At 40.6% G+C, this 25,240-nt stretch carries 22 protein-coding genes, 2 tRNA genes and 1 pseudogene; 12 read left to right on the top strand and 13 right to left on the bottom strand.

The genetic code is table 11. The annotated features are described in order from the left end of the window. Positions 1–93 precede the first annotated feature (93 nt). The 5 genes and pseudogenes from HGO23_RS09210 to anmK all read right to left on the bottom strand — a co-directional run. Positions 94–219 (bottom strand): annotated as a pseudogene (locus HGO23_RS09210) (IS5/IS1182 family transposase); the annotation flags it as partial. A gap of 19 nt (positions 220–238) precedes the next feature. After that, positions 239–1,117 carry a pyridoxal kinase PdxY gene (gene pdxY / locus HGO23_RS09205; protein WP_209028612.1) on the bottom strand — a complete coding sequence of 293 codons (879 nt, stop codon included), beginning with the start codon at positions 1,115–1,117 and terminating at the stop codon, positions 239–241. 125 nt (positions 1,118–1,242) lie between these two features. Next, entirely contained in the window at positions 1,243–2,514 is a 1,272-nt protein-coding gene (gene tyrS, locus HGO23_RS09200; RefSeq protein WP_099135159.1) for a tyrosine--tRNA ligase, read from the bottom strand. A 203-nt stretch (positions 2,515–2,717) separates the two neighbouring features. Then, positions 2,718–3,371, bottom strand: a complete 654-nt coding sequence (gene pdxH, locus HGO23_RS09195; protein WP_099135158.1) for a pyridoxamine 5'-phosphate oxidase — start codon at positions 3,369–3,371, stop codon at positions 2,718–2,720. 41 nt (positions 3,372–3,412) lie between these two features. Then, entirely contained in the window at positions 3,413–4,525 is a 1,113-nt protein-coding gene (gene anmK, locus HGO23_RS09190; RefSeq protein ID WP_099135157.1) for an anhydro-N-acetylmuramic acid kinase, read from the bottom strand. A gap of 335 nt (positions 4,526–4,860) precedes the next feature. Between anmK and HGO23_RS09185 the strand changes: the two genes are divergently transcribed. After that, positions 4,861–5,334, top strand: a complete 474-nt coding sequence (locus HGO23_RS09185; protein ID WP_099135156.1) for an outer membrane lipoprotein — start codon at positions 4,861–4,863, stop codon at positions 5,332–5,334. Between the two features lie 79 nt (positions 5,335–5,413). On the opposite strand, the gene slyA is transcribed toward HGO23_RS09185, so the two are convergent. Then, complete coding sequence (slyA, locus tag HGO23_RS09180; protein WP_099135155.1) at positions 5,414–5,851, bottom strand: transcriptional regulator SlyA; 438 nt, start codon at positions 5,849–5,851, stop codon at positions 5,414–5,416. Between the two features lie 681 nt (positions 5,852–6,532). Next, a complete protein-coding gene (locus HGO23_RS09175) occupies positions 6,533–6,772 on the bottom strand; it encodes a DUF1289 domain-containing protein (RefSeq protein WP_099135154.1) in 240 nt (79 codons plus the stop codon). A gap of 259 nt (positions 6,773–7,031) precedes the next feature. On the opposite strand from HGO23_RS09175, the gene gloA reads away from it, so the two are divergent. Next, a complete protein-coding gene (gene gloA, locus HGO23_RS09170) occupies positions 7,032–7,439 on the top strand; it encodes a lactoylglutathione lyase (RefSeq protein ID WP_209028611.1) in 408 nt (135 codons plus the stop codon). A 124-nt stretch (positions 7,440–7,563) separates the two neighbouring features. Next, positions 7,564–8,220, top strand: coding sequence for a ribonuclease T (gene rnt / locus HGO23_RS09165; RefSeq protein ID WP_209028610.1), 657 nt, complete (start codon positions 7,564–7,566; stop codon positions 8,218–8,220). A 174-nt stretch (positions 8,221–8,394) separates the two neighbouring features. Here the strand turns inward: rnt and HGO23_RS09160 are convergent, their stop codons facing one another. Next, positions 8,395–8,736: a Grx4 family monothiol glutaredoxin gene (locus tag HGO23_RS09160; protein WP_209028609.1), complete on the bottom strand. Its 342-nt coding sequence runs from the start codon at positions 8,734–8,736 to the stop codon at positions 8,395–8,397. 325 nt (positions 8,737–9,061) lie between these two features. Between HGO23_RS09160 and sodB the strand changes: the two genes are divergently transcribed. Together sodB and purR are read left to right on the top strand one after the other, a co-directional pair. Next, the gene (gene sodB, locus HGO23_RS09155; RefSeq protein ID WP_099135150.1) at positions 9,062–9,640 is read left to right on the top strand and encodes a superoxide dismutase [Fe]; all 579 of its coding nucleotides are present in this window, start codon (positions 9,062–9,064) and stop codon (positions 9,638–9,640) included. A 525-nt stretch (positions 9,641–10,165) separates the two neighbouring features. Beyond that, positions 10,166–11,191, top strand: a complete 1,026-nt coding sequence (gene purR, locus HGO23_RS09150; protein WP_099134631.1) for an HTH-type transcriptional repressor PurR — start codon at positions 10,166–10,168, stop codon at positions 11,189–11,191. A gap of 3 nt (positions 11,192–11,194) precedes the next feature. Here the strand turns inward: purR and punR are convergent, their stop codons facing one another. Further along, entirely contained in the window at positions 11,195–12,103 is a 909-nt protein-coding gene (gene punR / locus HGO23_RS09145) for a DNA-binding transcriptional activator PunR (protein ID WP_099134632.1), read from the bottom strand. Positions 12,104–12,226: 123 nt separating this feature from the next. On the opposite strand from punR, the gene punC reads away from it, so the two are divergent. After that, positions 12,227–13,405 (top strand): purine nucleoside transporter PunC, encoded by a 1,179-nt coding sequence (punC, locus tag HGO23_RS09140; protein ID WP_209028608.1) that lies wholly within the window; start codon positions 12,227–12,229, stop codon positions 13,403–13,405. Between the two features lie 319 nt (positions 13,406–13,724). Further along, positions 13,725–14,876, top strand: a complete 1,152-nt coding sequence (gene cfa / locus HGO23_RS09135; RefSeq protein WP_209028607.1) for a cyclopropane fatty acyl phospholipid synthase — start codon at positions 13,725–13,727, stop codon at positions 14,874–14,876. Positions 14,877–14,974: 98 nt separating this feature from the next. On the opposite strand, the gene HGO23_RS09130 is transcribed toward cfa, so the two are convergent. Continuing rightward, a complete protein-coding gene (locus HGO23_RS09130) occupies positions 14,975–15,616 on the bottom strand; it encodes a riboflavin synthase subunit alpha (RefSeq protein ID WP_099134635.1) in 642 nt (213 codons plus the stop codon). A 240-nt stretch (positions 15,617–15,856) separates the two neighbouring features. Here HGO23_RS09130 and HGO23_RS09125 point away from each other — a divergent pair, with 240 nt between their 5' ends. The 5 genes from HGO23_RS09125 to HGO23_RS09105 all read left to right on the top strand — a co-directional run bounded on the left by HGO23_RS09125 (position 15,857) and on the right by HGO23_RS09105 (position 20,247). After that, complete coding sequence (locus HGO23_RS09125; RefSeq protein WP_099134636.1) at positions 15,857–17,230, top strand: MATE family efflux transporter; 1,374 nt, start codon at positions 15,857–15,859, stop codon at positions 17,228–17,230. Positions 17,231–17,390: 160 nt separating this feature from the next. Then, positions 17,391–17,467: transfer RNA gene (locus tag HGO23_RS09120), tRNA-Val, on the top strand. 33 nt (positions 17,468–17,500) lie between these two features. Then, positions 17,501–17,577: transfer RNA gene (locus HGO23_RS09115), tRNA-Val, on the top strand. A 531-nt stretch (positions 17,578–18,108) separates the two neighbouring features. Then, positions 18,109–19,518: a pyruvate kinase PykF gene (gene pykF / locus HGO23_RS09110; protein WP_099134637.1), complete on the top strand. Its 1,410-nt coding sequence runs from the start codon at positions 18,109–18,111 to the stop codon at positions 19,516–19,518. Between the two features lie 492 nt (positions 19,519–20,010). Next, positions 20,011–20,247, top strand: coding sequence for a major outer membrane lipoprotein (locus tag HGO23_RS09105; RefSeq protein ID WP_099134638.1), 237 nt, complete (start codon positions 20,011–20,013; stop codon positions 20,245–20,247). 73 nt (positions 20,248–20,320) lie between these two features. On the opposite strand, the gene HGO23_RS09100 is transcribed toward HGO23_RS09105, so the two are convergent. The 3 genes from HGO23_RS09100 to ydiJ form a co-directional block, all read right to left on the bottom strand. Then, positions 20,321–21,385, bottom strand: a complete 1,065-nt coding sequence (locus HGO23_RS09100) for a L,D-transpeptidase family protein (RefSeq protein ID WP_099134639.1) — start codon at positions 21,383–21,385, stop codon at positions 20,321–20,323. Between the two features lie 326 nt (positions 21,386–21,711). After that, positions 21,712–22,125, bottom strand: coding sequence for a hotdog fold thioesterase (locus HGO23_RS09095; RefSeq protein ID WP_099134640.1), 414 nt, complete (start codon positions 22,123–22,125; stop codon positions 21,712–21,714). Then, on the bottom strand, positions 22,122–25,208 hold the full coding sequence (ydiJ, locus tag HGO23_RS09090; RefSeq protein WP_099134641.1) for a D-2-hydroxyglutarate dehydrogenase YdiJ: 3,087 nt from the start codon (positions 25,206–25,208) through the stop codon (positions 22,122–22,124). The genes HGO23_RS09095 and ydiJ overlap by 4 nt, the downstream gene beginning before the upstream one ends. Between the last annotated feature and the right edge of the window lie 32 nt (positions 25,209–25,240).

The following is a 25,240-nucleotide window of genomic DNA, read 5'->3' as shown; positions in this document are numbered from 1 at the left end:
AATACCTCCGGGAAAGCCAGAGTTATGTCTGGTTTTCCCAAAATCAATATTGGCCTTCGGTAAGGAATGACAGCTGTTGCTCCTTGTTGTTCAATGCACAGGCAAACCGTAACTGTCTACAGCTAAATGAACTTTGGTTGAACATCCTTTTCCCTGACTCTTACCGATGGCTTCATTTTCCTTTGAAGAGCCTCCTGAACTATGTTGATGAGCACGAACATACTGGCTGTTTTTATGCTTAATCAATTTGTACAGCGCTGAATTTATGGATCGGGGTCACCATTTTGTCCTGAGCGGCAACAAGCTGTAACTCAAACTCCCCTCTTTTTTGCGTTTCCAGCATGACTTCATAAACTCCTGCGGTAACATGTTCCAATGCAACCTGCAATGCTGAATTTGTTAAAGACGGGCTTTTCAGTAGATTGACGAGGAATAAGCCACTGGTTAAATCACCTATTCCAACGGGTTGATGTTTACCAGTATCGATCAGTGGTCGGCTGATATGCCAGCTATTTTCTTTAGTCACCAGCAACATTTCGAAATCATCTTTTCGGTAGCCTGCACGACTGAGATGTTTAACTAAAACAATTTTTGGGCCTTTTTCACACAGTAAGCGAGCTGCAGATATTGCTTGTTCTACATCTTTTATTTCCCGCATAGTGAGTGTTTCAAGTTCCAGTAAATTAGGTGCAATGATGTCACTGACAGGTAACGCCTTTTCAGTGAGGAATTCAGCCACTCCCGGAGCAACAATACACCCTTTTTCCGGATGTCCCATAACAGGGTCACAGAAATACCATGCTTCAGGATTAGCTTGTTTAACCTGTTTCACGATATCAAGGATATAGTTTCCCTGCTCCGCTGAACCAATATAACCACTCAGTACAGCATTACAGGATGCCAATTTATTAATTTCACCAATTCCCTGCACAATCTCAGCCAGATGCTCCGGAGGCATCACACAACCACGCCATTGTGGATATTGAGTATGGTTAGAAAACTGAACCGTATTTAATGGCCATACGTTCACTCCCATACGACACATCGGAAAAACAGACGCACTGTTTCCTGCGTGACCAAAAACAACATGAGACTGAATTGAAAGAATATTTTTCATAATAAAGCCTGATTTATTATTTTAGGAGCGATGCTTAAAAATCATGTTTAAGAAACATAAATGACTTAACAGGCTGATATTTTAAGGGCAACAGTAACGTTGCCCTTTAGAAACACGTTTATGGATTACTTCCAATTAATGAGGCAGTAATGTTTTTTACCACGACGTAATAAAGTATAACGTCCAAACAGACGGTCATTGTCGGTAAACACATACATAGGCTCAGACTGTTTTTCACCATTAACAGAAACCGCATTGGAACTGATCATGGTCCGCGCCTGCCCACGGGAAGGAACAAATTCCGCAGTAACCAGAGCCTGCTGCAAGTCCGCATTCTTCTCAAGTTCTATTGCCGGCATACCATCCTGTGCTAATTGCGCAAAATCATCTTCGGTCAAATCAGCTACAGCTCCAGAGAACAAACTTTCAGTAATGCGTTTCGCCGCAGTAAGACCCACTTCTCCATGTACCAGCCTGGTAACCTCTTCAGCCAGAACATACTGAGCACGCGGAGCTTTACCGCTGTTCTTATCTTCTTCTTTCAATGCGTTGATTTCTTCAATGCTCATGAAAGTAAAGAACTTCAGGAAACGATACACATCAGCATCTGCTGTGTTAACCCAGAACTGATAAAATTTGTATGGGCTGGTTTTCTTAGGATCCAACCAAACTGCTCCACCTTCTGTTTTACCGAATTTAGTACCATCAGATTTAGTAATCAAAGGTACTGTCAAACCAAATACTTGTTTCTGATGTAAACGGCGTGTCAAATCGATACCTGAAGTAATATTGCCCCATTGGTCTGAACCACCAATCTGCAATTCAACACCGTATTTTCCATTCAGGTTAGCAAAATCATAAGATTGCAACAGATTATAAGAAAACTCAGTGTATGAAATACCAACATCATCACGGTTCAGGCGCTGCTTCACCGCTTCTTTATTGATCATCTGGTTAACGGAAAAGTGCTTGCCGATATCACGCAGGAAAGTCAGTACATCCATTTCGCCAAACCATTCATAATTGTTGGCTAATTCTGCACCATTTTCACCTTCAAAATCGAGGAATGGTGAAACTTGTTTACGAATTTTTTCAACCCACTCTTTGACAGTTTCTTCTGTATTTAATTTGCGCTCCACAGCTTTAAAGCTCGGATCACCAATCAAACCCGTCGCTCCACCTACCAACGCTATCGGCTTATGCCCTGCCAGTTGGAATCTTTTCAAACACAGCAAGGGAACCAGATGGCCCAAATGCAAGCTGTCAGCGGTAGGATCAAAGCCGCAATAGAGAGAGACCGGACTTTGCGCCAGTCTTTCCGCTAACGCCTCTTCATCCGTTACCTGGGCAATAAGGCCCCGCTCTTGCAGTTGTTTAATCAGGTTATTGCTAGACATCAATGACTCCATCGGTTTGTATTCTGTAGTTATACCCTTTGTCTTCCAAGTTGCAGGCTTTATCGATTATGTTCACGGACTGCTGCTCTGCAACTTGCAACCTATCAGGCATATATAATTGTCGTAATTTACTATAAATCGCGAGCTATAGCATAAAACGCCAGTAATATAAGTGCCAGTATTAAAAATGGTAATTGGTACAGTTAAGGCGCCAGACGATCAATATGCCACTCATCTCCTTCACGTTGGTACAGAAAACGATCATGAAGACGATTAGCTCCTCCCTGCCAAAATTCTACTGAATCAAACTCAACCCGGAATCCCCCCCAGAAACTGGGTAGTGGCACTTCACCATTCTGGAATTTCTGTTTCAGCTCTAAAAACTTACCTTCTAAAATACTTCTGGCAGAAATACGAGAAGATTGTTGTGAAGCCCAAGCTGCAATCTGGCTATCTTTCGGGCGGCTGTGAAAATATTTCACCACTTCAACAGGCGATAAACGCTCAGCTTTCCCCAGGAAACTAACCTGTCGCTCAAGCTGATACCATGGGAAATGGAGACTAATACGGTTATTTTGAGCTAAATGTTTCGCCTTCCGACTGCCAAGATTGGTATAAAACACCAGACTACGGGCATCAAAGTGTTTTAATAAAACAATACGCTGATAAGGCTGGCCACGCTCATCAACCGTCGCAATACACATTGCCGTTGGATCGCTGAGTTTGGTTTCACAGGCCTGTTTGAACCACAGTTCAAACAAATCCATCGGCTCTTTAGTAAGATCTTTCCGCCGTAATCCGCCACGCATATATTCGCGGCGCAATTCTGCTATATGAGTTTCATTATGCTCTGACATTTTTAGCTCTCGACTCCTGAATGAGTATCAGCATAGCATTGTTATCTACCAACAATAGGATAAATTGCTCCTAAAATTGTTGCCCTGTCCGCACCCGTTACTGATGGCAAGTTACCCGGCAGCCCAGACATTGTACGGAATGCCAGCCAGGCGAATGCTAATGCTTCCATATCATCACCACTCAATCCATATTTATCTGTTGTAGCAACTTCAGTATCAGGCAACAAAGCAAATAATCGACGCATGATGAGCGGATTTCTGGCGCCACCACCACAAACCAACAAACGTTCACAACCATCATTCAGCAATACCTGCTCGGCAATACTAACTGCCGTCAGTTCAGCAAGAGTGGCTTGCACATCCTCTGGTTTGACATCAGGAAAATCAACTAATTGTTTTTCCAACCATGCCATATTGAAGTATTCACGCCCCGTACTTTTCGGCGCAGTACGCGCGAAGTAAGGATCAGACAACATTTTCTGTAACAAATTCTCGTTGACGTTCCCTTTATCCGCCCATTGTGCATCTTTATCATAAGGCAGTTGTTTATGACGCCATGTCCAGGCATCCATCAGCATATTCCCCGGCCCGGTATCATATCCTTTGACAGAAGAATTTGGCAAAAGCGCGGAGATATTGGCAATACCACCAATATTCAGGATCACTCGTCTTTCTGTCGGATGACCAAGTACCGCCATATGGAATGCGGGGACTAAAGGTGCTCCCTGACCACCATACGCCATATCGCGGCGACGGAAATCACCTACAGTTGTAATGTCCGTTAATGCCGCTACACGGTTATTATCACCGATTTGCATGGTAAAAGGTTTTTCGCCGTCCGGCTCATGCCATACAGTCTGACCATGACACCCAATCGCTGTAATATCATTTGCAGTTAACCCGGCTTTATCCAATAATCCTTTTACTGATTCAGCAAAAAGCGTCCCCAGTTCATAATCAAGCTGCCCAATTATTGATAATGTTGTTTGCTGACCCTGACAAATAGAAAGTAATTTTTGTTTAAGTTCCTGAGGAAATGGATGGCTGTAACTTTCTTGCTGTGTAACTGCCTTATCACTAATCTCTGCTAAAATAACATCAACTCCATCCATGCTGGTGCCTGACATCACACCAATATAACGTCCTGACTTCATAAATATTCTCCTATTTAAAGAATGGATTACATTTGTAAATAAAATTCCGTGTAACTATAAAACACATTGATTTGGACTATATATGCTTAACAAGCAATATAAGAGATAAAATCTGAGTTTTGGAGGACTCTTCACAAAACATGCTAAACTTTTGGTCAGGAATTATTCCTATTGGAGTTCATCGAGAAATTTATTATATATTTAGAGATAAGCCATTAGTGTATAGAATAAGTAACTCGTAAAATTATTATGCTTGTTACTGACCATAGTAGCTGAATGCTTGGTTGTAGGTTTATTATCAGTTTTTCCTCGTAGCATTAAAATTAGGAGTAACTATGTTCAAACGTTTCCTGGTTGGTGCAGTTGTAGTGACAACATTATCCGGATGTGCTGACATGGGAGCACTTTCCAGTGATACCTACTCGATTGGTCAAGCCAAACAAATTCAAAACGTAGCCTATGGCACTATTCTGTCTGTCCGTCCAGTGACTATTAAAGGTGGTCAAGCTGGTGACCCGAATGTGCTGGGTCTGATTGGTGGAGCTGTTTTAGGTGGATTGTTAGGTAATACCATTGGTGGCGGCTCTGGTCAAAAGCTTGCAACAGCCACAGGTGCTATTGCGGGTGGAATGGCAGGTCAAGGAATTGAAGGTGTTCTCGATAAAACAAAAGGTGTTGAGTTGGAAATTCGTACTGATAGCGGAAGGAATATCGTTGTGGTACAGAAGCTGGATCAGGTTGTATTCAATAAAGGGCAACGAGTTAAAATCGTCGATAGTGGTGATTCAACAACAGTATCACCTATTTAAGATTGTTCAAGTATGTTTAAACAGAAAATCGCGGAACCAAATCTTGGCAATCCGTGATTTTCTGTTTATCGATTATTTTTTATATTACCTGTTTATGTAATTGGCTAATATTTCTTTCGATTTTTTTTATTACAGAAGCAAGCAGAATTAGCTCATCATGAGTAATTCCCTCCAAAATTTCTTTCCTCGTCGAACCAATAACACTATCCACTTCTTTGATAAAATTTTCCGATTCTTCGGTTAATTTGATTCTTTTGGCGCGCCTGTCATTAGCACATGTGTGCCTTGTAATGAGTTTCTTTTCTTCTAATTGATCTAAAGTTCTTACCAAGGATGGTTGTTCGATACCAATAGCTTTCGCAAGTTGTATCTGTGACTGCTCCGGTGGTAACAGACTAATATTATACAGAGTAACCCAATGTGTTTGAGTTAATTTCAACGGCTTCAAACGATGATCAATTAAAGCGCGCCAAACACGAACTAAACGTGCCAGGTCTGATCCCAATGTCAATTCCAATTACCCCTCCTTATAATTAGAGACTCATATAACATCAATGAATTATCCAATCAGTTTATTCATATGAATAATGGATACGCATCCTATATCACGCTCACATAAGTAGAGTCAGATATTTCGCTAATTGCTTAATTTAGTGTCGCGTTGGACTGTTACTTAAAAATTGATATCTTCGTCGCCCTAAAGAGCGAAGTTTTACGGCGCATCGAATAAAATCGCGTATTAATCCACCAACGATATAAACTGTATAAAATAATCCTTCAGCTAAACTATTAAGATTTTAAATCTCAACGAAACAAATCCAAACTCTAAAAAATAGACACAGTACCACTCGGTTAAAGTTCTATAAGAATAACCGCCATCCAAATACTAATCTATATATTTTTACATTAATATCATTTTTCTCTTACAGTTACAGCTAATAAAACGATAAAAATCATTAAAAACAACAAGATAAATAATTAGTGTGATTATTGTTCAATAATTGATTATTTGATAAGAAAATTTTACCGAAAGACTTTAATTAGTCAACTGTTGTAATATTTTTAAATGACCTATATCAAATAAAAGATATGTAATATGAATAAAATATCATTTTATCATGGTAAAACTTCCTAACCTTATAGAAAATATGAAATATTATTCATATAAACAATTTACATTAATAGTTAAGACGAAGAATCAAAATAATCCAAGCTGTTTTGATGGAGCACCTTCATCATGTTCTTTATTTCTTCGCATTCGCAGATATCTATCACGACATAACCGCAATACTTCTCTTTTTTGCCCATCTGATAATTTCATCCACATAAATCGCTCCTCCCTACTGCGATAACATCCCCGACAGAAACCACGAGTATCAGATTCACAAATCCCTTTGCAAGGGCTCGGAATAACAAAAAACTCTAATTGCTCAGCCATGTCATCCTCCTGTACTCAGAATTACCTAAATGATTATCTATGACAGAATTACAACATCACCTAGATTAAGTTCAAATCAAATACTGAACTATAAAATAGTAATGAGTAGAAATAAAATAGATGAAAGGACAAATTGAATTACTTTATCTTTACCATATATAGTTAATCAAACATATGCGGTCAGAGCGCGAAATTTCACCACTACGTTATTTCGCGATATCACCATTTGATTATCAGACCATCAACTCAAGAGGTCATCATGCGTCTACTTCATACAATGATCCGTGTTAGCAATATGCAACGCTCGATTGATTTTTATACTAAAGTAATAGGCATGCGTCTACTTCGCACTAGTGAAAATCCAGAGTATAAATATTCCCTCGCTTTTGTAGGTTATACCGATGAAAATCAAGGTGCAGTCATCGAACTGACCTATAATTGGGGAGTTGAAAGCTACGAAATGGGAACAGCATTCGGGCATATCGCTTTAGGCGTTGATGATGTTGCAGCAACTTGTGAACATATCAAACTTGCTGGAGGAAAAATTACTCGTGAAGCAGGGCCAGTTAAAGGTGGAACAACTATTATTGCTTTTGTTGAAGATCCTGACGGCTATAAGATCGAATTAATAGAAAACAAAAGCGCCACCAGTGCATTAGGGCACTAATTATTCCTCTATACAAAAGGGCATCTTGCATGCCCTTCATTTCTCAACTAATAGATATTACTTCTGCAAGACACCGTAAATTTTGTCATAATATCGACTATCCTGAAGTTAAGAACAAAATCAGATGTCTAATACAAAAGATCAAAACATACTAAGCGGACGTTTTCGTGGCTATTATCCCGTTGTCATTGATGTAGAAACTGCTGGTTTTAATGCACGGACAGATGCTTTACTCGAAATCGCTGCAATTACTTTAAAAATGGATGAAGAAGGTTGGCTGGCACCTGCTGATACACTACATTTCCACATTGAGCCCTTTCAAGGAGCCAACCTTGACCCGGCAGCTTTAGCATTTACAGGTATCGACCCTACCAACCCATTACGGGGAGCTGTCAGTGAATATACAGCGTTACATGCTATTTTCAAAATGATCCGCAAGGGCATGAAAGACAGTAATTGCAACCGCGCAATTATAGTTGCCCACAACGCCAATTTTGATCACAATTTTGTCATGGCGGCAGCAGAACGCTCTGGTTTAAAACGCAATCCATTTCACCCTTTTGCCACTTTTGATACTGCCGCATTGAGTGGATTAGTGCTAGGTCAAACAATTCTGGCTAAAGCTTGTATTACGGCAGAAATACCTTTTGATAGTAATCAGGCACATAGTGCTCTGTATGATACAGACCGGACTGCCTTACTTTTCTGCGAATTGGTTAATCGCTGGAAACGGCTTGGTGGTTGGCCGTTGGCTGTGCCAGATCCAGATAATGAAACCTAATAAACTAAGAGCCTAATGAGATAGGTTCTTAGTTTATAACTATATAACGATTATCACCCCATACCTGTTGCCACAACCTAACATTGCCATAAAATGTTACCGTCAATAAATATGACTATTAATGCTAATTGTGTATGGGGCTTTGTTGATTCAGAACTTCACTGAGACAACGAATTACTTACTGTCTTCCTGCTCACGGTATTTGTCCGCAGTCTCTTTGACCAGAACCTGTAATTCACCGCGTTGATACATTTCAATCAGAATGTCACATCCCCCAATTAACTCACCTTCAACCCAAAGCTGAGGGAATGTTGGCCAGTTTGCATATTTAGGCAATTCTGCGCGGATATCAGGGTTTTGCAGAATATCTACATAGGCAAAACGTTCACCACAAGCAGACAAAGCCTGAACTGCCTGAGCAGAAAAACCACAGTTTGGCAGTTTTGGCGAACCTTTCATATACAGCAAGATTGGGTTTTCTTGAATCTGGCATTCGATTTTCTCAATTGTCGTCATTCTTACTTCCTTAAACGGCAGGCGCTGTTTATCAGCATCAAAAAAGATTGATTCAGAATACCACTTTCTGATGCGAGTTTGCTACCGTGAACGTGCTCCTGAAAATTTTTTATTCTGAACATTAAAATCAGCAAAATTGAATGCTTCTACGTCAAATCGCCACTGAATAGTATCATTTTCCCTGTTATTTAGCAGAAAAATTGTTAAGATAATTACCAAACAAAATAGCAACATGACAATAAGCTAAAATTTGCTCTATCCATGATTAATATACTATAAATCATGGCTTATAAAGCCAAAAACCCGATATTAAAAGGAGTATGCAATGTCTTTTGAATTACCAGCATTACCTTATGCTAAAGATGCCTTAGAACCCCACATCTCAGCAGAGACTCTGGAATATCATTACGGCAAACACCACAACGCTTATGTTGTAAACCTAAATAATCTGATTAAAGATACCGAATTTGCCGGAAAATCACTGGAAGAAATTATCAAAATCTCTGAAGGCGGCATCTTTAATAACGCAGCACAAGTCTGGAACCACACCTTCTACTGGCATAGCCTGTCACCAAATGGTGGAGGTGAACCAACTGGTAAAGTTGCAGAAGCTATCAATAATTCTTTCGGTTCTTTTGCTGAATTTAAACAGCAGTTTACTGATGCAGCACTGAAAAACTTCGGTTCTGGCTGGACATGGCTGGTTAAGAAAACCGACGGCAGTCTGGCTATCGTCAATACTTCCAATGCAGCAACTCCATTGACTGGTGAAAACAAGCCAGTTCTGACTGTTGACGTTTGGGAACACGCCTATTACATCGATTACCGCAATGCACGTCCTCAATATCTGGAGCATTTCTGGGCTCTGGTTAACTGGAAATTTGTGGAAGAAAATCTGGCTTAATTAACCAGCCAGTTAAAATGACAAGGGTAAGTTTTTCCGATTCAACGCACTTCATTTTATTTATAAGTGCCCTTTGAATAGTGAAAAACTTACCTTTAAAGTAAGGCAGATAGCATTTCACCTTGATATTGTTTCTCGACCTTGGCTAGATCAGGCAAAGACTCGCCAGAAAAACAATCACGATTAACGCACTACAGGCAGTCAATAATCCCAATTTCAGATCTGTATCCATAAACCATCCTCACCATGAAAATTAAGACTCAGGCTCAGCGACACCATAAATTTTGACTGGTTATTTACCTCAGAGGTTAAAAAACCATACTGTGGTATTTAATGCATATACTTTATAGCATTGATTACTACTTTCACTTTTGCGCTAGATCAGACAAAATTCAGGGTTTATCGCTAAATTATTGTCAGTTATCTTCCTATATATAAATATAACACTGGCAAATGATTAACAAAGATCTATATCCAGATGAAGGGTATACAAATTTAGACCTAAGGTCAGGAGTCCTTTTTATCATGGCAACGATTAAAGATGTGGCCAAACGCGCTGGTGTTTCAACCACAACCGTATCCCATGTTATCAATAAAACCCGTTTCGTCGCCGAAGATACAAAGACCACAGTATGGGCTGCCATTAAGGAACTGAATTATTCCCCCAGTGCTGTTGCCCGTAGCTTAAAGGTTAATCACACCAAATCTATCGGACTACTGGCAACATCAAGTGAAGCGCCTTATTTTGCTGAAATCATTGAGTCTGTCGAAAATAGTTGTTATAGCAAAGGCTATACTTTGATTTTATGTAATTCCCATAACAATCTCGACAAACAAAAAGCTTATCTCTCTATGCTGGCGCAAAAACGCGTAGATGGTTTACTGGTTATGTGTTCTGAATATCCTCAACAACTGTTGGGAATGCTGGAAGACTATCGCAACATTCCCATGGTAGTCATGGATTGGGGAGAGTCCAGAGGAGATTTCACTGATGCAATTATCGATAATGCCTTCCATGGTGGTTATTTGGCCGGCCGATATCTTATTGAACGTGGTCACCGTGATATTGCTGCTATTCCCGGATCATTGGCCAGAAATACTGGAGGCGGACGTCATCAAGGTTTCCTCAAGGCACTAAAAGAAGCAAATATCACTATTCGGGAAGAATGGATTGTTCAGGGGGATTTTGAGCCCGAATCCGGATATCAGGCGATGTATAAAATCTTAAGCCAAAAACACCGCCCTACGGCCGTATTTTGTGGAGGAGATGTGATGGCAATGGGGGCGATCTGTGCTGCTGACGAGATGGGGTTACGCGTTCCACAAGATATTTCTGTCATTGGTTATGACAATATTCGCAATGCCCGTTATTTCACACCAGCGCTGACAACGATTCATCAACCTAAAGAGCGTCTAGGACAGATGGCTTTTTCCACGTTACTTGATAGGATCATTAATAAACGTCAAGATGCACAAACTATCGAAGTCCATCCGCGTCTTGTTGAGCGTCGCTCTGTTGCAGATGGCCCTTTCATTGATTATCGTCGTTAACGATTAATCCTCTTGTAGCCATTCAGTATTGAGTGTTGCACTATCTCCAAGATAATCAAGCAACCAGCTTAATGCAGGTGAATGGCTTTTTTGCGACCACGTCAGGCAACATGGGCTATCAGGTAATGGTTGCTCAAGTTCAAGCAAACTGAGTTTTCCTTGACGAATAAGCGGCAAAGCACGATGTTTGGGCACCATTCCCACACACAGCCCCTCCATCAGGCAAGCCAACCCGGCATTCCAATCAGGGACAACTAACCGCCGTTGATTATCCAAAGTCCATGTATTACGCTTGGGTAAATTACGTGAAGTATCTTCAAGGCACAAGCTAGGGTAAGCCCTCAATTGATCATCATTTAATCTTTCTATTATAACGGTCAACTCATGCCCAGGACTGGCAACACATAGCCACGGCATGAACCCCATGTCCCTGAAACTATATCGCTCCCCGACTGGAGAGGCGCGTGTGGCACCAATAGCAACATCAACGCGCCCATCTACCAGCGCATCCCATACCCCATTAAAAACTTCAGGGTAAATAAATAACTCAATATCCGGAAAATGGCGGTAAAAATCCAGAATAAGCTGGCGTGTCCGTTCTGGTTTCACCACTTGATCAACAGCAATACTAAGCTGCCCACGCCAACCGTTAGCCACCTGCTGACATTGATGACGAGTATGATGCATTTTTTTGATAACAGAACGCGCTTCCTTTACAAAGATAGCCCCTGCCTCGGTTAATTCCACATCGCGATGACGACGTTCAAATAGGGGAACTGCCAACCATTCTTCAAGTTGTTTTATTGTATAACTAATGGCAGAAGGTACGCGGTGAAGCTCTGACGCAGCCGCACTGAAACTTCCTGTTCTGGCCACAGCATCAACAACTTCCAAAGAATATTCAGACCACATATTTCTTCCTTTTAATTTTTTTCACAGCATTATGCAAATAATACCGTTTCACAAGTAAAAATTACGCCATATAAAATAAACCGTATATTTTCTTATCAATTATCACATCAATTTATTGACACAATGACAACAAATAAAAATTCCATGCCATTTATGTTTTATCTCGCTGGCCTAAGTATGCTTGGCTACTTAGCCATTGATATGTATCTACCCGCTTTTGATGCTATGGCGAAAGACTTAGGTGCATCAGAAGGGGCTATTAGTGCAAGCCTCAGCGTTTTTCTTGCTGGTTTTGCTGTTGCCCAGCTTTTATGGGGACAACTGTCTGATCGCCTAGGAAGAAAACCTGTTCTGCTTATCGGCTTGTCTCTGTTTTGTCTTAGCTGTTTAGGAATGCTTTGGATAACAGATGCAACTCAATTACTTATTCTGCGATTTATTCAGGCTGTGGGTGTCTGTTCTGCTGCTGTTTCCTGGCAAGCTTTAGTCGTTGATAGATATAACGCTGAACGCACAAAACGCGTTTTTGCCATGATTATGCCGCTGGTTGCACTTTCCCCTGCCCTTGCCCCTTTACTCGGTGCATGGTTATTGTCACATACAGGTTGGAGAACTATTTTTCTTGTTTTAATGGCTGTAACACTAGTTTTGCTTGTACCAACATTTTTACTGGCTAGTAAACGTGCACCTATTGACACCAATATCAATGAAAATAAAATTTCTTTCTTCACCTTATTGAAGTCTTCAACTTTCAGCGGAAATGTGTTGATTTATGCTTCCTGTAGTGCTGGTTTTTTTGCCTGGCTAACGGGTTCACCAACGATTTTGATCAATATGGGTTATGATGCCACAGATATTGGCTTAAGCTATATTCCACAAACTTTGGCATTTATGCTCGGTGGGTATGGTTGCCGTCTTTTATTGGAAAAAATCAAAAGTGAAACCATATTTCCAATTTTGCTGGTAGGTTATGCTGTAAGCATGGCACTCATCTATTTAATTGCCCTAATTTATCCTTCTTTCATGCTTATTCTTGTTCCTTTCTGTTTTATGGCCGTCATGAATGGTGCTTCTTACCCTATTGCTGTAGCAAATGCACTTTCTGTTTATCCCAAAGACGGTGGTAAAGCGGCTGCATTACAAAATGCTTTACAATTGGGTCTTTGCTTTATTGCCAGCATGCTTGTTGCTATGTTCATGAAAGACCCTCTTCTGTCTACCACAACAGTGATGGTTTCTACTATTATCCCAATGATAATAGGCTATTCTTTACAAAAGAAAGAAGTAAACAATGGTCATTAGTTATAAATTAAAAAATTACTCCCAAAGATAATAACTAAGAATATTATCATCTAAAGGCCATACCATAATATGGCCTTTAGATTATTGTTTAAATATTATTTCACTCATATACTCATACAGATTCATTATTCTAAAAAACTCGGAATTTGAGGTTTCTAAGGGCAATGAAGCTCTCTTTCATTTCAGGATGAATCGGCATTCTGTGCCTTTGAAACATTTTCTGCTTAATTTCAAGTCAATCCATTTTTGTTTTAGGATAATAAACAATCTATCACAAAGATATACCTCAAAATTCCATCAAACAAATGTTGGAGAGTCTATGAGTTCATCTTTCGTTGAAGGAAAAAAAACAATTACTGACCAGTGGCATAGGATCGCCAATGACTTGCTTCAAGAAGCTGGTGTTGAAATCAACGGTAAACGTCCTTTTGATATACAAGTCAAAAACCCTGATTTTTATAAAAGAGTGTTAAAACAAGGCTCTTTGGGATTAGGTGAAAGTTATATGGATGGTTGGTGGGATTGTGAACGTTTGGACATTTTCTTTTATAAAATTTTAAGAGTGGGTCTGGAACACAGAATCCCTAAAAATATCAAAGACATTCTGAAGATTATTACCTCCCGCGTATTTAATTTACAATCTACCAAGCGAGCTTGGATTGTGGGTAAAGAGCATTATGATTTAGGTAATGACCTATTCACGTTCATGCTTGATCCCTATATGCAATATTCCTGTGGTTACTGGAAAGATGCAAATACTCTGGAAGAAGCTCAATCTAATAAACTCCGGTTAATTTGCGAAAAACTACAGTTATCACCGGGCATGACTCTTTTGGATATCGGATGTGGATGGGGTGGGCTGGCCGCCTATGCTGCCAAACACTATGATGCCTCCGTCACTGGCGTTACCATTTCGGTAGAGCAACAGAAATACGCTCAAGACCGCTGTAAGGATCTGGATGTTAAAATTATCCTTGAAGATTATCGTAACCTGAATCTCCAGTTTGACAGAATTGTTTCCGTTGGCATGTTTGAACACGTTGGTCATAAAAATTACGCCAATTATTTCGATATAGTCCGTAAAAACCTGAAACCTGATGGGTTGTTCTTACTTCATACTATTGGTTCCAATCGAGATAAAGTAAGTGTCGATACATGGATCAGTAAATATATTTTCCCTAATGGCTACTTACCATCAATTGCAAGGATCGCCAAAGCCAGCACAGGAAAGTTCGTTATGGAAGATTGGCATAACTTTGGGGCTGATTATGATCGTACCCTGATGGCATGGTATGAGCGTTTTATCGCAAACTGGAGTAAGATAGAAAATAACTACAGCCCTCGTTTCAAACGGATGTTCAGCTATTATCTGAATGCCTGCGCTGGCGCATTCCGTGCCAGAGATATTCAACTATGGCAAGTCATGTTCAGCCCGCATGGAATTGAAAATGGACTGAGAGTTCCTCGATGATATTGTTTACAACAGCTTTCTAAGGCTGCTGAAAAGCTACAGTGAACATCTCTGTAGCTTTTTTCATTAATATTTTTTATTAATATAAGTAACGTTAACTACTCTTCCAATTGGGATAATACTCTTTCCTGTTCTTTTTGCGCCATGAACCGTTCAACAGTATCTACAATTGCTTGTGTTTGCGGGTCAATTTCAATATTTACTTTTTGATCAATGCGTTTTTTGCCCAGTGTCGTACGTTCCAACGTTTCAGGAATCAAATGAACACAGAAACGATTATTCACGACATCTCCAATCGTTAGGCTGATCCCATCAATACCAATAAAACCTTTATGCAGGATATATTTCATTAACTGCTTATCATAAATACGGAACCATATTTCATGGTTATTTTCCGCAGTAAAAATTTTAGCAATTTCAGCCGTTGTAATGACATGACCGGACATCAAATGCCCACCAATTTCATCACCAAATTTTGCAGCCCTTTCCAAATTAACTAAATCGCCAATCTTAAGCTCGCCGAGATTAGTCAAGCGCAGTGTCTCTTTCATCAAATCGAAACTAATCAAATCGCCATCTATTTTAGTGACAGTCAAACAACAGCCATTATGGGAAACGGAAGCCCCCGTTTCAATTTCAGATAATAATTCAGCCGGAAATTTAACTACATGAGTCCGAAAGTGTATTTTTTCTTCAATAGCAACTATAGGCGCTTTTACCTGGACGATGCCTGTAAACATGGGAAACCTCTTTTATCGTTTTGCATGATAAGTTAGTGTAACGCACTCATCTCTTTTAGACACTATTCCGGTTGAGAGTTATCTTCGATTTGGCATAAATATCGTGCAACGATTGGCTTAATAAAATGAGTCCTATACAATACTTGAGTTAACAAGAGATTACTTTTCAAACAACTTCTTTTGCTCGCAAAAATGTTTCTTGTTCTTCTAATTAATTTTTAATCAAAAAAGGTGTAGTACGTGCAGAAATATTTAAATGAAGCGCGTAGTTTGCTCGCTCTGGGGATCCCCGTCATCATCGCTCAATTTTCACAAACTGCGATGGGTTTCGTAGATACAGTTATGGCTGGTAAAGCTGGCACAATCGAGATGTCAGCGGTTGCTATCGGGACATCAATCTGGCTGCCGACGATTCTGTTTGGTCAAGGCTTGTTGATGGCTTTAACACCAATCGTTGCACATATGAATGGCTCAGGCCAGAGAAAAAATGTCGCAAGTCAAATTCAACAAGGTTTTTGGCTAGCAACGCTCCTCGCTATTTTCATTATTACAATATTGTATAACTGCCGTTTCATTATAGAAGCGCAACATAATGTGGATCCTATCCTGGCACAAAAAGCTGTAGATTTTATTCACGCTATTATGTGGGGAACGCCTGGTTGCCTGTACTATCAGGTTTTACGCAGTCAGTGTGAAGGGCTGTCAAAAACCAAACCAGCAATGGTTATTGGTATTTTAGGATTATTGGTTAATATCCCCGTCAACTACATTTTCATTTACGGTAAATTCGGTGCACCGGAACTTGGTGGTGTGGGTTGTGGTGTTGCAACAGCAGCCGTTTACTGGGTAATGTTCCTGTTACTGCTTGCATATGTCAAACACTCACCTTCTCAGAAAGATATCCATACATTTGACAATTTTGCCCGTCCTAACTGGCATGCTCAAAAACGCATTACTTTGCTTGGTTTACCTATCGCTCTGGCTATGTTCTTTGAGGTTACATTATTTGCTGTTGTATCCCTACTGGTCTCCCCTCTCGGCGTAATTGCCGTTGCAGGACATCAAATTTCTCTCAATTTCAGCTCACTGATGTTTATGTTCCCGTTGTCATTTGGCATAGCGGCAACTATCCGTGTAGGTTATAACTTAGGACAGGAATCAACTGAAGGCGCCAAAATATCAGCTTATACCAGTCTTGTTGTTGGCTTGGTAATTGCTTGTATAACAGCAACCTTCACGATTCTATTCCGTGAACCAATTGCAATAATGTATAACAATAATCCTGAAGTTGTCACTTTGGCATCTCATTTGATGCTGTTTGCTGCTATCTATCAGCTTTCAGATTCAGTTCAGGTGATTGGCTCCGGGGTATTGCGCGGGTATAAAGATACGCGTTCCATTTTCTTTATTACTTTCATCGCATATTGGGGTTTCGGATTACCTAGTGGTTATATACTGGCATTGACCAACTATGTTACTGAGCCGATGGGGCCACAAGGTTTCTGGATTGGGTTTATTATCGGGTTAACTGTAGCTGCGATCATGATGGGCAGCCGGATTTGGTGGTTACAAAAGCAGCCTGATTATACTGTTCTGGCACATTCTACTCGTTAATTCAGTACATTAGATTATCATCTAAAGGGGAAAAAGTTGTAAATTCACACTGATAGATGTAAATGCGAGCAATCGAGCACGAATTTGCATTTTTCCCCTTGCCAGACAGCTCAGTGATCGTTAATATTCGTCCCCGTTGTCAGCCACAGAAATTTAGATTGCGTCCGTAGCTCAGTTGGTTAGAGCACCACCTTGACATGGTGGGGGTCGGTGGTTCGAGTCCACTCGGACGCACCAAATATCCGGTTGACAAAAAATTCATTTTTATGTGCGTCCGTAGCTCAGTTGGTTAGAGCACCACCTTGACATGGTGGGGGTCGGTGGTTCGAGTCCACTCGGACGCACCATATCTTTATAGTTTTTCTTTATTTTTTCGTTTTTAACTCTCTTCATTTCTAATCTGGTTATCCCGATGATTAGTTGTCATAAAATTGGTACTGGTTGTCCCATACTTATCCTCATACCTAACCGAAATAACAAATATTCGATTCGATACTATCGTGCAACAACTTACTGATTTTTCTAGCGTGTGCGTGAATATTTTTTATTCCTGTAACATAAATCTTTTCGAGAACTATTTTTTTAATTCATTTCACAGAAATTAACCTCTATAATACGCATTGTCATATGTTGAATGGTTTCAGCCAATTGATTTACCGAACTCAGAAAAAGTTACAGATGATTAATCGTTCCAAGTCCACATGTCCATACATGCCTGGCTTCATGAAAAACAACCATTTGACACTTTCTGCCACCCGTTTTCCATTATGTTGCGCAACTAAAAATGCCAAATTACAAAGCCAGATGATGCTAGCTTATAATGTCAATGGTTGGTGATTCACTTTTTTTAATTCATAAAAACCAGTAGATAGATTGTCATGAAAAAAACTAAAATTGTTTGTACTATCGGGCCGAAAACTGAATCCGAAGAAAAACTAACCGAATTGCTTAACTCAGGCATGAATGTTATGCGCCTGAATTTTTCTCACGGCAACTACGAAGAGCATGGCCAACGCATTAAAAATCTTCGTGCAGTTACTGCCAAAACCGGCAAAAAAGCAGCTATCTTACTGGATACTAAAGGCCCTGAAATCCGAACCATGAAGCTGGAAGGTGGTAATGATGTTTCTCTGACGGCAGGTCAGACTTTCACCTTCACAACAGATCAATCTGTCATCGGTAATAAAGAATGTGTTGCCGTAACCTATTCAGGTTTACCAGCGGATTTATCTGTGGACAATACAGTATTGATTGACGATGGCCTGATTGCCATGACAGTAAAAGATATCACCGAAACTGAAGTCATTTGTGAAGTGTTAAATAACGGTGAGTTAGGTGAAAACAAAGGCGTCAATCTGCCAAATGTTTCTATCAACCTGCCTGCACTGGCAGGAAAAGACAAGCAAGACCTTATCTTTGGTTGTGAGCAACGTGTTGATTTTATTGCAGCGTCTTTCATTCGTAAGCGTTCTGATGTTCTGGAAATCCGCGAACACTTAAAATCCCACGGTGGCGAACACATCCAAATCATTTCCAAAATTGAAAATCAGGAAGGTCTGAATAATTTTGATGAAATTCTGGAAGCTTCAGACGGTATCATGGTTGCCCGTGGTGATTTGGGTGTTGAGATCCCCGTAGAAGAAGTGATTTTCGCGCAGAAAATGATGATAGAAAAATGTAATTCTGCACGCAAAGTTGTCATCACTGCGACTCAAATGCTGGATTCCATGATCAAAAATCCACGCCCTACCCGCGCTGAAGCAGGCGACGTTGCCAATGCAATCTTGGATGGTACTGACGCAGTGATGCTTTCCGGCGAAAGTGCAAAAGGGAAATACCCTGTTGAAGCGGTCTCCATTATGGCAACTATCTGTGAACGTACAGATCGTGTCATGGGTAGTCGAATCGAAAATACTAAAACGCAGAAGTTGCGTGTTACCGAAGCGGTTTGCCGTGGTGCGGTAGAAATTGCTGAAAAATTGCAAGCACCTCTGATTGTTGTAGCGACTTATGGTGGTAAATCTGCAAGATCTATCCGTAAATACTTCCCTAATGCCCCTATTCTTGCACTGACTACCAATGAAATTACCGCTCGTCAATTGTTGCTGGTCAAAGGTGTCTCTACGCAAGTTGTCAAAGAAATTGCTTCTACCGATGATTTCTACCGTATTGGTAAAGAAGCTGCATTGGCCAGCGGTATGGCAAGCAAAGGAGAGATAGTTGTAATGGTATCCGGTGCATTAGTACCAAGTGGTACAACAAATACTTCTTCTGTTCATGTACTGTAATTATTTTTGAACACAAGACAAGCTGCCCAATTAATGAGCAGCTTGTCAAGCAAAAATAACTCCTGCCTTTTAGCCACACCTCAATAATAAACAAACGTTCACACTGAAATAATCCAAAACACTGAGCATAAAAAACACTCCGTTTATTTTAAAATCATTTATAATAATATTGGTTATAATAAAATCTCATTAGATTAATTTTCAGATACTGGTAGATAATTATTTGATATATTAGAAAAAATAGGCCGTTCTGGTTTATTTCATTCAAGCAGTGAAAACTGGAAGATACATCACGTATTGTTTGAGATTTTTCTGATTTAATTACTCATCGCACTATCGTTTTATTGCGATTATCTAAAAATTATTAACTTATTTTAGAATAAAAAACAGTAGAATTTGTTTCTCCCGACAAAAAATTATTCTCTTTCCAAAAAAGTTTGTGTAATAATTAGATAGCTACTTGGGGATTAACTTAATCTAGAGGGTATTGTGATGAATCGTACTAAAGTTGTACTTGGCGCAGTAATTCTTGCTTCTACTATGTTAGCGGGTTGTACAAGCCCGCCTAAAGTTGACCAGCTTTCCTCTCAGGTTCAAACTCTGGGTTCAAAAGTTGACCAACTGAGCAATGAGGTTAGCTCAATGCATTCTGATGTACAAACAGCTAGAGACGAAGCCGCTCGTGCGAATCAACGTCTTGATAACCAAGTTCGTTCCTACAAAAAATAAATTTGTAGTATATTCAAGAATGGCGTACTTACAAAAGTACGCCATTCTTTATGTTCCCAATTCACTATCTCAGTTAGGATTTAGTTTGATAGATTGGAGCAGGCTGGCTCAACGGTGGTAATTTAATGGGCTGAATATTGAGAGTCGCTTCTTCATGTTCTCCCATCAGCCTTGGGGACTCTTTTTTCTGCTTACCGGATGAAATAATTCCCTTATTGACTACCACAGGCATACCAGAACGACGAATTATTGCCTGATCTACCAAAACAGCATTCGTATTACTATTCTCAATAAATTTTAATAACCCTTCTGTACGCTTAATTGGTATTGTTTGAGGATCATCAGCATCTGTCTTTGAAAGTGGTTGATGAACCTCAACATAGCGTTTGCCATCTGGTTCTACCACATATTTGATTGGTTCATTAATAATCTGAACACGGGTTCCCTTCGGAACGTTGTAGAATAGTGCCTCAATGTCATCAGAGCGCAAACGGATACAACCCGAACTGACTCGCATGCCAATACCAAAATTCGCATTAGTACCATGTATCAGATATTCTCCACGCCCTGCTGCCAAACGCAGAGCAAAATCACCCATTGGGTTATCCGGGCCTGCGGGTATTACCGCTGGCAAGATAATACCGCGACTTGCATAATCTCTACGGATATTAGCAGTAGGTGTCCATGTCGGATGTTTGATTAACTGACTAACTGATGTCGTCATTGTTGGTGTATTGCGCCCAAGCTGCCCAATTCCAATTGGATAAACAATGACATGATCCTTTCCTTTTGGATAATAATAGAGTCTCAGCTCAGCCAGGTTAATGACAATCCCCTGACGGGGGGCATTAGGAAGCAACATCTGTGACGGAATAGTGAGTTTTGTACCGGGTTTGGGTAAATAAGGGTCAACATCAGGATTGGCTTCCAACATAGCCAGCAAACCTATTTGGTATTTGGTGGCAATGGTTTCCAACGGGAGACCATCATCAGGTACAACATAGATGGAGTTCTCACCAATCAGGCGACTGTTAGCAGGTGGTAGTGGATATTCCACTGCATAAGCTAGATTAGCTGCCCCGCAGAACGATAACATGCCGATCAAGAAAGTACTGATAAAAGTCAAAAATCGCTTCATACACACTTCCTCAATGTTATTTGAATGCCAGTGGTTAATTAATAGTCTATTCTGGGAGACTATTCTATTCCCTTTGCCACAATCAAAGCTAAATTTGAACAGTATTCAGACTACAACGCATCTTACAACTGATGGCAATGTAATTACACTAGACTAACATATCAATAGTCAAAATCTGACGTAAAACAGGCTATGTGTTATTTTCTGCCATATTCAGAATGAATTAGCTGAAACCAACCAAATAATCAGATAAACCCAAAAAGTTCCTGCCAACAAATATCAACAGGAACTTAAGCTAATCAATTTACGCTATAATTATTTGAATATTAATCTAAAATAGCTGTAGTCAGGCGGGATGTACAACATAATTGCTGTTGTCCGTTATAGATATCAATTTGCCAGACCTGATGAGTACGCCCAAGATGGATTGGTTTGCAGATCCCTTTAACTATTCCCCCGCGCACGGCTTTGATATGGTTGGCATTAATTTCTACCCCTACAACTTTCTGCTCTCCTTCAGAACAGAGATAACCGGCAAAGGAACCCAGAGTCTCAGCTAATACCACTGATGCTCCACCATGCAAAATACCAAATGGTTGTTTGGTTCGTTGGTCAACAGGCATTGTTCCCTCAATGAAATCATCTCCAAGCTGGGTAATTTCTATTCCGATATGCTTCAAGATACAATCAATACCAAATTGATTTAACATGTTTACATCTGGATGACGTTTCCAAATCACTGCATTATCTCCAATAAAGCTTGTAATGGGTGTTTAAGTACTTTTCCTTCTATGCGCTTCACCTGACTACGGCATGAATATCCAGTACTGAGGCAATGTTCCAAAGCCAGATTATTCAGTACAGACGCCCATGAAAGTTTGTAAATGCCAATCGAATTATCAAAGTTCTTTTTCTCATGACCATATGTGCCTGCCATACCACAACACCCCACATTGAGGTTGTTTAACTTGCAGCCAAAATGGTGAAAAATATCAATCCATTGTGTACCGCTATTAGGTAACGCTGTCACTTCGGTACAATGTCCCAATAAATACCAATCATGACTGAATGCTACATCGTTACGTTTTTCTTTTGAGGCAATTTCCGGCAACACATTCACCAGCCATTCGTGAACCAATTGAACGTTAAAATTTCCTCTCCGTTCGCCCAGAATATCTTTGTATTCATCCCGGTAACATAGAACGAAAGCAGGATCAACACCCACCATAGGAATATCCAGTTGTGCTACCCGGTTCAGGAAATCAGCCGTTTTCCTGGCAGTTTTGGCAAATTTATTTAAAAATCCTTTAACATGTTGTGCTTTCCCATTAGGAGAAAATGGTAACAACACTGGCTGATATCCGAGCTTTTCGACCAGCCGCACAAAATCAGTGACAACTTTTGCATCGTGATAACTGGTGAAAGGATCCTGGACGATAAGTACATGCTGCTTACGCTGGGTTGGAGATAACGTTTCGAGCTGTTCTAATGTCGTCCGGGCTGCATAATGACTTACGAATTGCTGCTGTAATGTCGGATAGGAAAGCTGTGGCAAATCAACCATACCAATAGTATGTTGACTGAGTTTTTGTAGCCATGGCTGCCGCAAGAAAAAGTTAAATACCCGAGGAGCCTTTGCCATTAACGGGGTACTGCTTTCAACATTGGCAACAATATGATCACGCAACGGGCGTAAATAACGGCTGTGATACAGAGCCAAAAACCGGGAGCGAAATGATGGTACATCAATCTTAATCGGGCATTGTGTTGAACAGGCTTTACATGCCAGACAACCCGACATCGCCTCTTTTACTTCATGGGAAAAATCATACTCTCCCCGCCATGCTTTCCAGCTATGACGCGTTTTCTCAATCAATCCACGCAAGCTTACTCCATGTAAACCGGATCGGGCCTGATCAAATCCTTGTTCTAATAACTTAGGTTCAACACCTTGCTCCGTCAGAAGCCGCAACCACTCCCTGACAAGGGTTGCTCTACCTTTAGGCGAATGAATGCGATGCTGGCTGATTTTCATTGAAGGGCACATCGGGCTTTTTACATCAAAGTTGAAGCACAGGCCATTGCCATTACATTCCATTGCTCCGCGGAATGTGCTTCTGACATTAACAGGAATAATTCTGTCATAAGTACCACGCTTAGCGGCATCGACCTGCATCATCGGGCCGTCTATTCCCATTGGCAGACAAATTTTTCCCGGATTCAACCTGTTGAGTGGATCAAATGCCGCTTTTACCCGACGTAATTCATCATACAGGACTTCACCAAAAAAAGCCGGACTGTACTCTGCCCGAAAACCTTTGCCATGCTCTCCCCATAACAACCCGCCATATTTAGCCGTCAAGTGGACTATATCATCGGAAATCTGCTTCATAAGAATTTCTTGCTGAGGATCGCACATATCCAATGCAGGCCGAACATGCAAAACTCCAGCATCCACATGACCAAACATACCATAATCAAGTTGATAGCTATCAAGAAGCTGACGAAATTCGACAATATAATCAGCAAGATGTTCAGGAGGTACACAAGTGTCTTCAACAAACGGGATAGGTTTAGCTGCACCTTTACTGTTACCCAACAATCCGACAGATTTTTTTCGCATGGCATAAATGCGTTCAATATCATCCAAGTGGTGGCAAGTCTGGTAACCGATAACACCTGCCTGATTGTTTACCATCAATTCATCAAGACGCAAGCAGAGAGAGTTAATCTGTTGATCGATTTGCTGTTCATCGTCTCCGCTGAATTCAACGATATTCAAGCCTTGCATATCTCTGTCTGGAACATCAGCAATCAATTCTTTCACTGAATGCCAAATAATATCTTCACGTGCGAGGTTGAGAACTTTTGAGTCTACTGTTTCAACAGAAAGCGCTTTGGCTTCAACCATAAACGGAGCATTACGCAGGGCTGAATCGAAAGAATCATATTTTACATTCACGAGCCGTCTGACTTTCGGCAATGGCGTAATATCCAGTGTTGCTTCGGTAATAAAGGCCAGAGTGCCTTCAGATCCCGTTAATATGCGCGTCAGGTCAAATGCTTGCATATCATCACTATAAACATGACGCAAATCATAACCTGTCAGAAATCGATTGAGTTTCGGGAACTTCTCAATAATTAATTCCCGTTGCTCACGACAACGCTCAAGTACCGTTTTATAGACATGGCCGATAACCGATTTTTCTTCCGCAATCGATTCCGCCAGTGTTGTGCTCATAGGGCGGGTATCAAGTATTTCTCCTCCCAATAAAACAGCACGGACACCAAGTACATGATCTGACGTTTTACCATACACTAACGACCCCTGACCGGATGCGTCGGTATTGATCATCCCGCCTAACGTAGCACGATTACTGGTTGATAATTCAGGAGAGAAAAAATAACCGAAAGGTTTTAGGTATTGATTGAGTTGATCTTTAATAACACCTGCTTCAACTTTAACCCAGCCTTGTTCTGGATTAATTTCCAGAATTCTTTTCATATACCGGGACATATCTACAACAATACCATTGTTGAGGGCTTGACCATTCGTACCCGTTCCCCCACCTCGGGGGGTGAATGTCAGAGAACGGAAGCGTTCTTCTCCTGCAATCCTCGCCAACAATGCGACATCGGCACTGGAACGCGGAAAGATAACCGCTTGTGGTAACAACTGATAAATACTATTATCTGTCGCCATAGTCAGTCTATCTGCGTAATTGCTGGCAGTATCGCCAGTAAAACCAGTTTCCTTTAATACAGTCAAATATTCCTTTACCAGTTCACTGACTTGGGGGGCTTGTGGTATACGTGGGATCATTGGCTCATTGCCCCTTTTTCTAATAAGTGTCC

The sequence above is a fragment of the Xenorhabdus budapestensis genome, assembly GCF_017743015.1.
Classification (GTDB): Bacteria; Pseudomonadota; Gammaproteobacteria; order Enterobacterales; family Enterobacteriaceae; genus Xenorhabdus; species Xenorhabdus budapestensis.
The sequence above is the reverse complement of the archived record's forward strand: the minus strand, read 5'-3'. Positions and strand labels throughout refer to the sequence as shown.

Bases quoted from the DNA above. Each gene is read 5' to 3' on its own strand.
- pdxY (WP_209028612.1), bottom strand. From the start codon at position 1,117: ATGAAAAATATTCTTTCAATTCAGTCTCATGTTGTTTTTGGTCACGCA.
- tyrS (WP_099135159.1), bottom strand. From the start codon at position 2,514: ATGTCTAGCAATAACCTGATTAAACAACTGCAAGAGCGGGGCCTTATT.
- pdxH (WP_099135158.1), bottom strand. From the start codon at position 3,371: ATGTCAGAGCATAATGAAACTCATATAGCAGAATTGCGCCGCGAATAT.
- anmK (WP_099135157.1), bottom strand. From the start codon at position 4,525: ATGAAGTCAGGACGTTATATTGGTGTGATGTCAGGCACCAGCATGGAT.
- HGO23_RS09185 (WP_099135156.1), top strand. From the start codon at position 4,861: ATGTTCAAACGTTTCCTGGTTGGTGCAGTTGTAGTGACAACATTATCC.
- HGO23_RS09175 (WP_099135154.1), bottom strand. From the start codon at position 6,772: ATGGCTGAGCAATTAGAGTTTTTTGTTATTCCGAGCCCTTGCAAAGGG.
- gloA (WP_209028611.1), top strand. From the start codon at position 7,032: ATGCGTCTACTTCATACAATGATCCGTGTTAGCAATATGCAACGCTCG.
- rnt (WP_209028610.1), top strand. From the start codon at position 7,564: ATGTCTAATACAAAAGATCAAAACATACTAAGCGGACGTTTTCGTGGC.
- HGO23_RS09160 (WP_209028609.1), bottom strand. From the start codon at position 8,736: ATGACGACAATTGAGAAAATCGAATGCCAGATTCAAGAAAACCCAATC.
- sodB (WP_099135150.1), top strand. From the start codon at position 9,062: ATGTCTTTTGAATTACCAGCATTACCTTATGCTAAAGATGCCTTAGAA.
- purR (WP_099134631.1), top strand. From the start codon at position 10,166: ATGGCAACGATTAAAGATGTGGCCAAACGCGCTGGTGTTTCAACCACA.
- punR (WP_099134632.1), bottom strand. From the start codon at position 12,103: ATGTGGTCTGAATATTCTTTGGAAGTTGTTGATGCTGTGGCCAGAACA.
- punC (WP_209028608.1), top strand. From the start codon at position 12,227: ATGACAACAAATAAAAATTCCATGCCATTTATGTTTTATCTCGCTGGC.
- cfa (WP_209028607.1), top strand. From the start codon at position 13,725: ATGAGTTCATCTTTCGTTGAAGGAAAAAAAACAATTACTGACCAGTGG.
- HGO23_RS09130 (WP_099134635.1), bottom strand. From the start codon at position 15,616: ATGTTTACAGGCATCGTCCAGGTAAAAGCGCCTATAGTTGCTATTGAA.
- pykF (WP_099134637.1), top strand. From the start codon at position 18,109: ATGAAAAAAACTAAAATTGTTTGTACTATCGGGCCGAAAACTGAATCC.
- HGO23_RS09105 (WP_099134638.1), top strand. From the start codon at position 20,011: ATGAATCGTACTAAAGTTGTACTTGGCGCAGTAATTCTTGCTTCTACT.
- HGO23_RS09100 (WP_099134639.1), bottom strand. From the start codon at position 21,385: ATGAAGCGATTTTTGACTTTTATCAGTACTTTCTTGATCGGCATGTTA.
- ydiJ (WP_099134641.1), bottom strand. From the start codon at position 25,208: ATGATCCCACGTATACCACAAGCCCCCCAAGTCAGTGAACTGGTAAAG.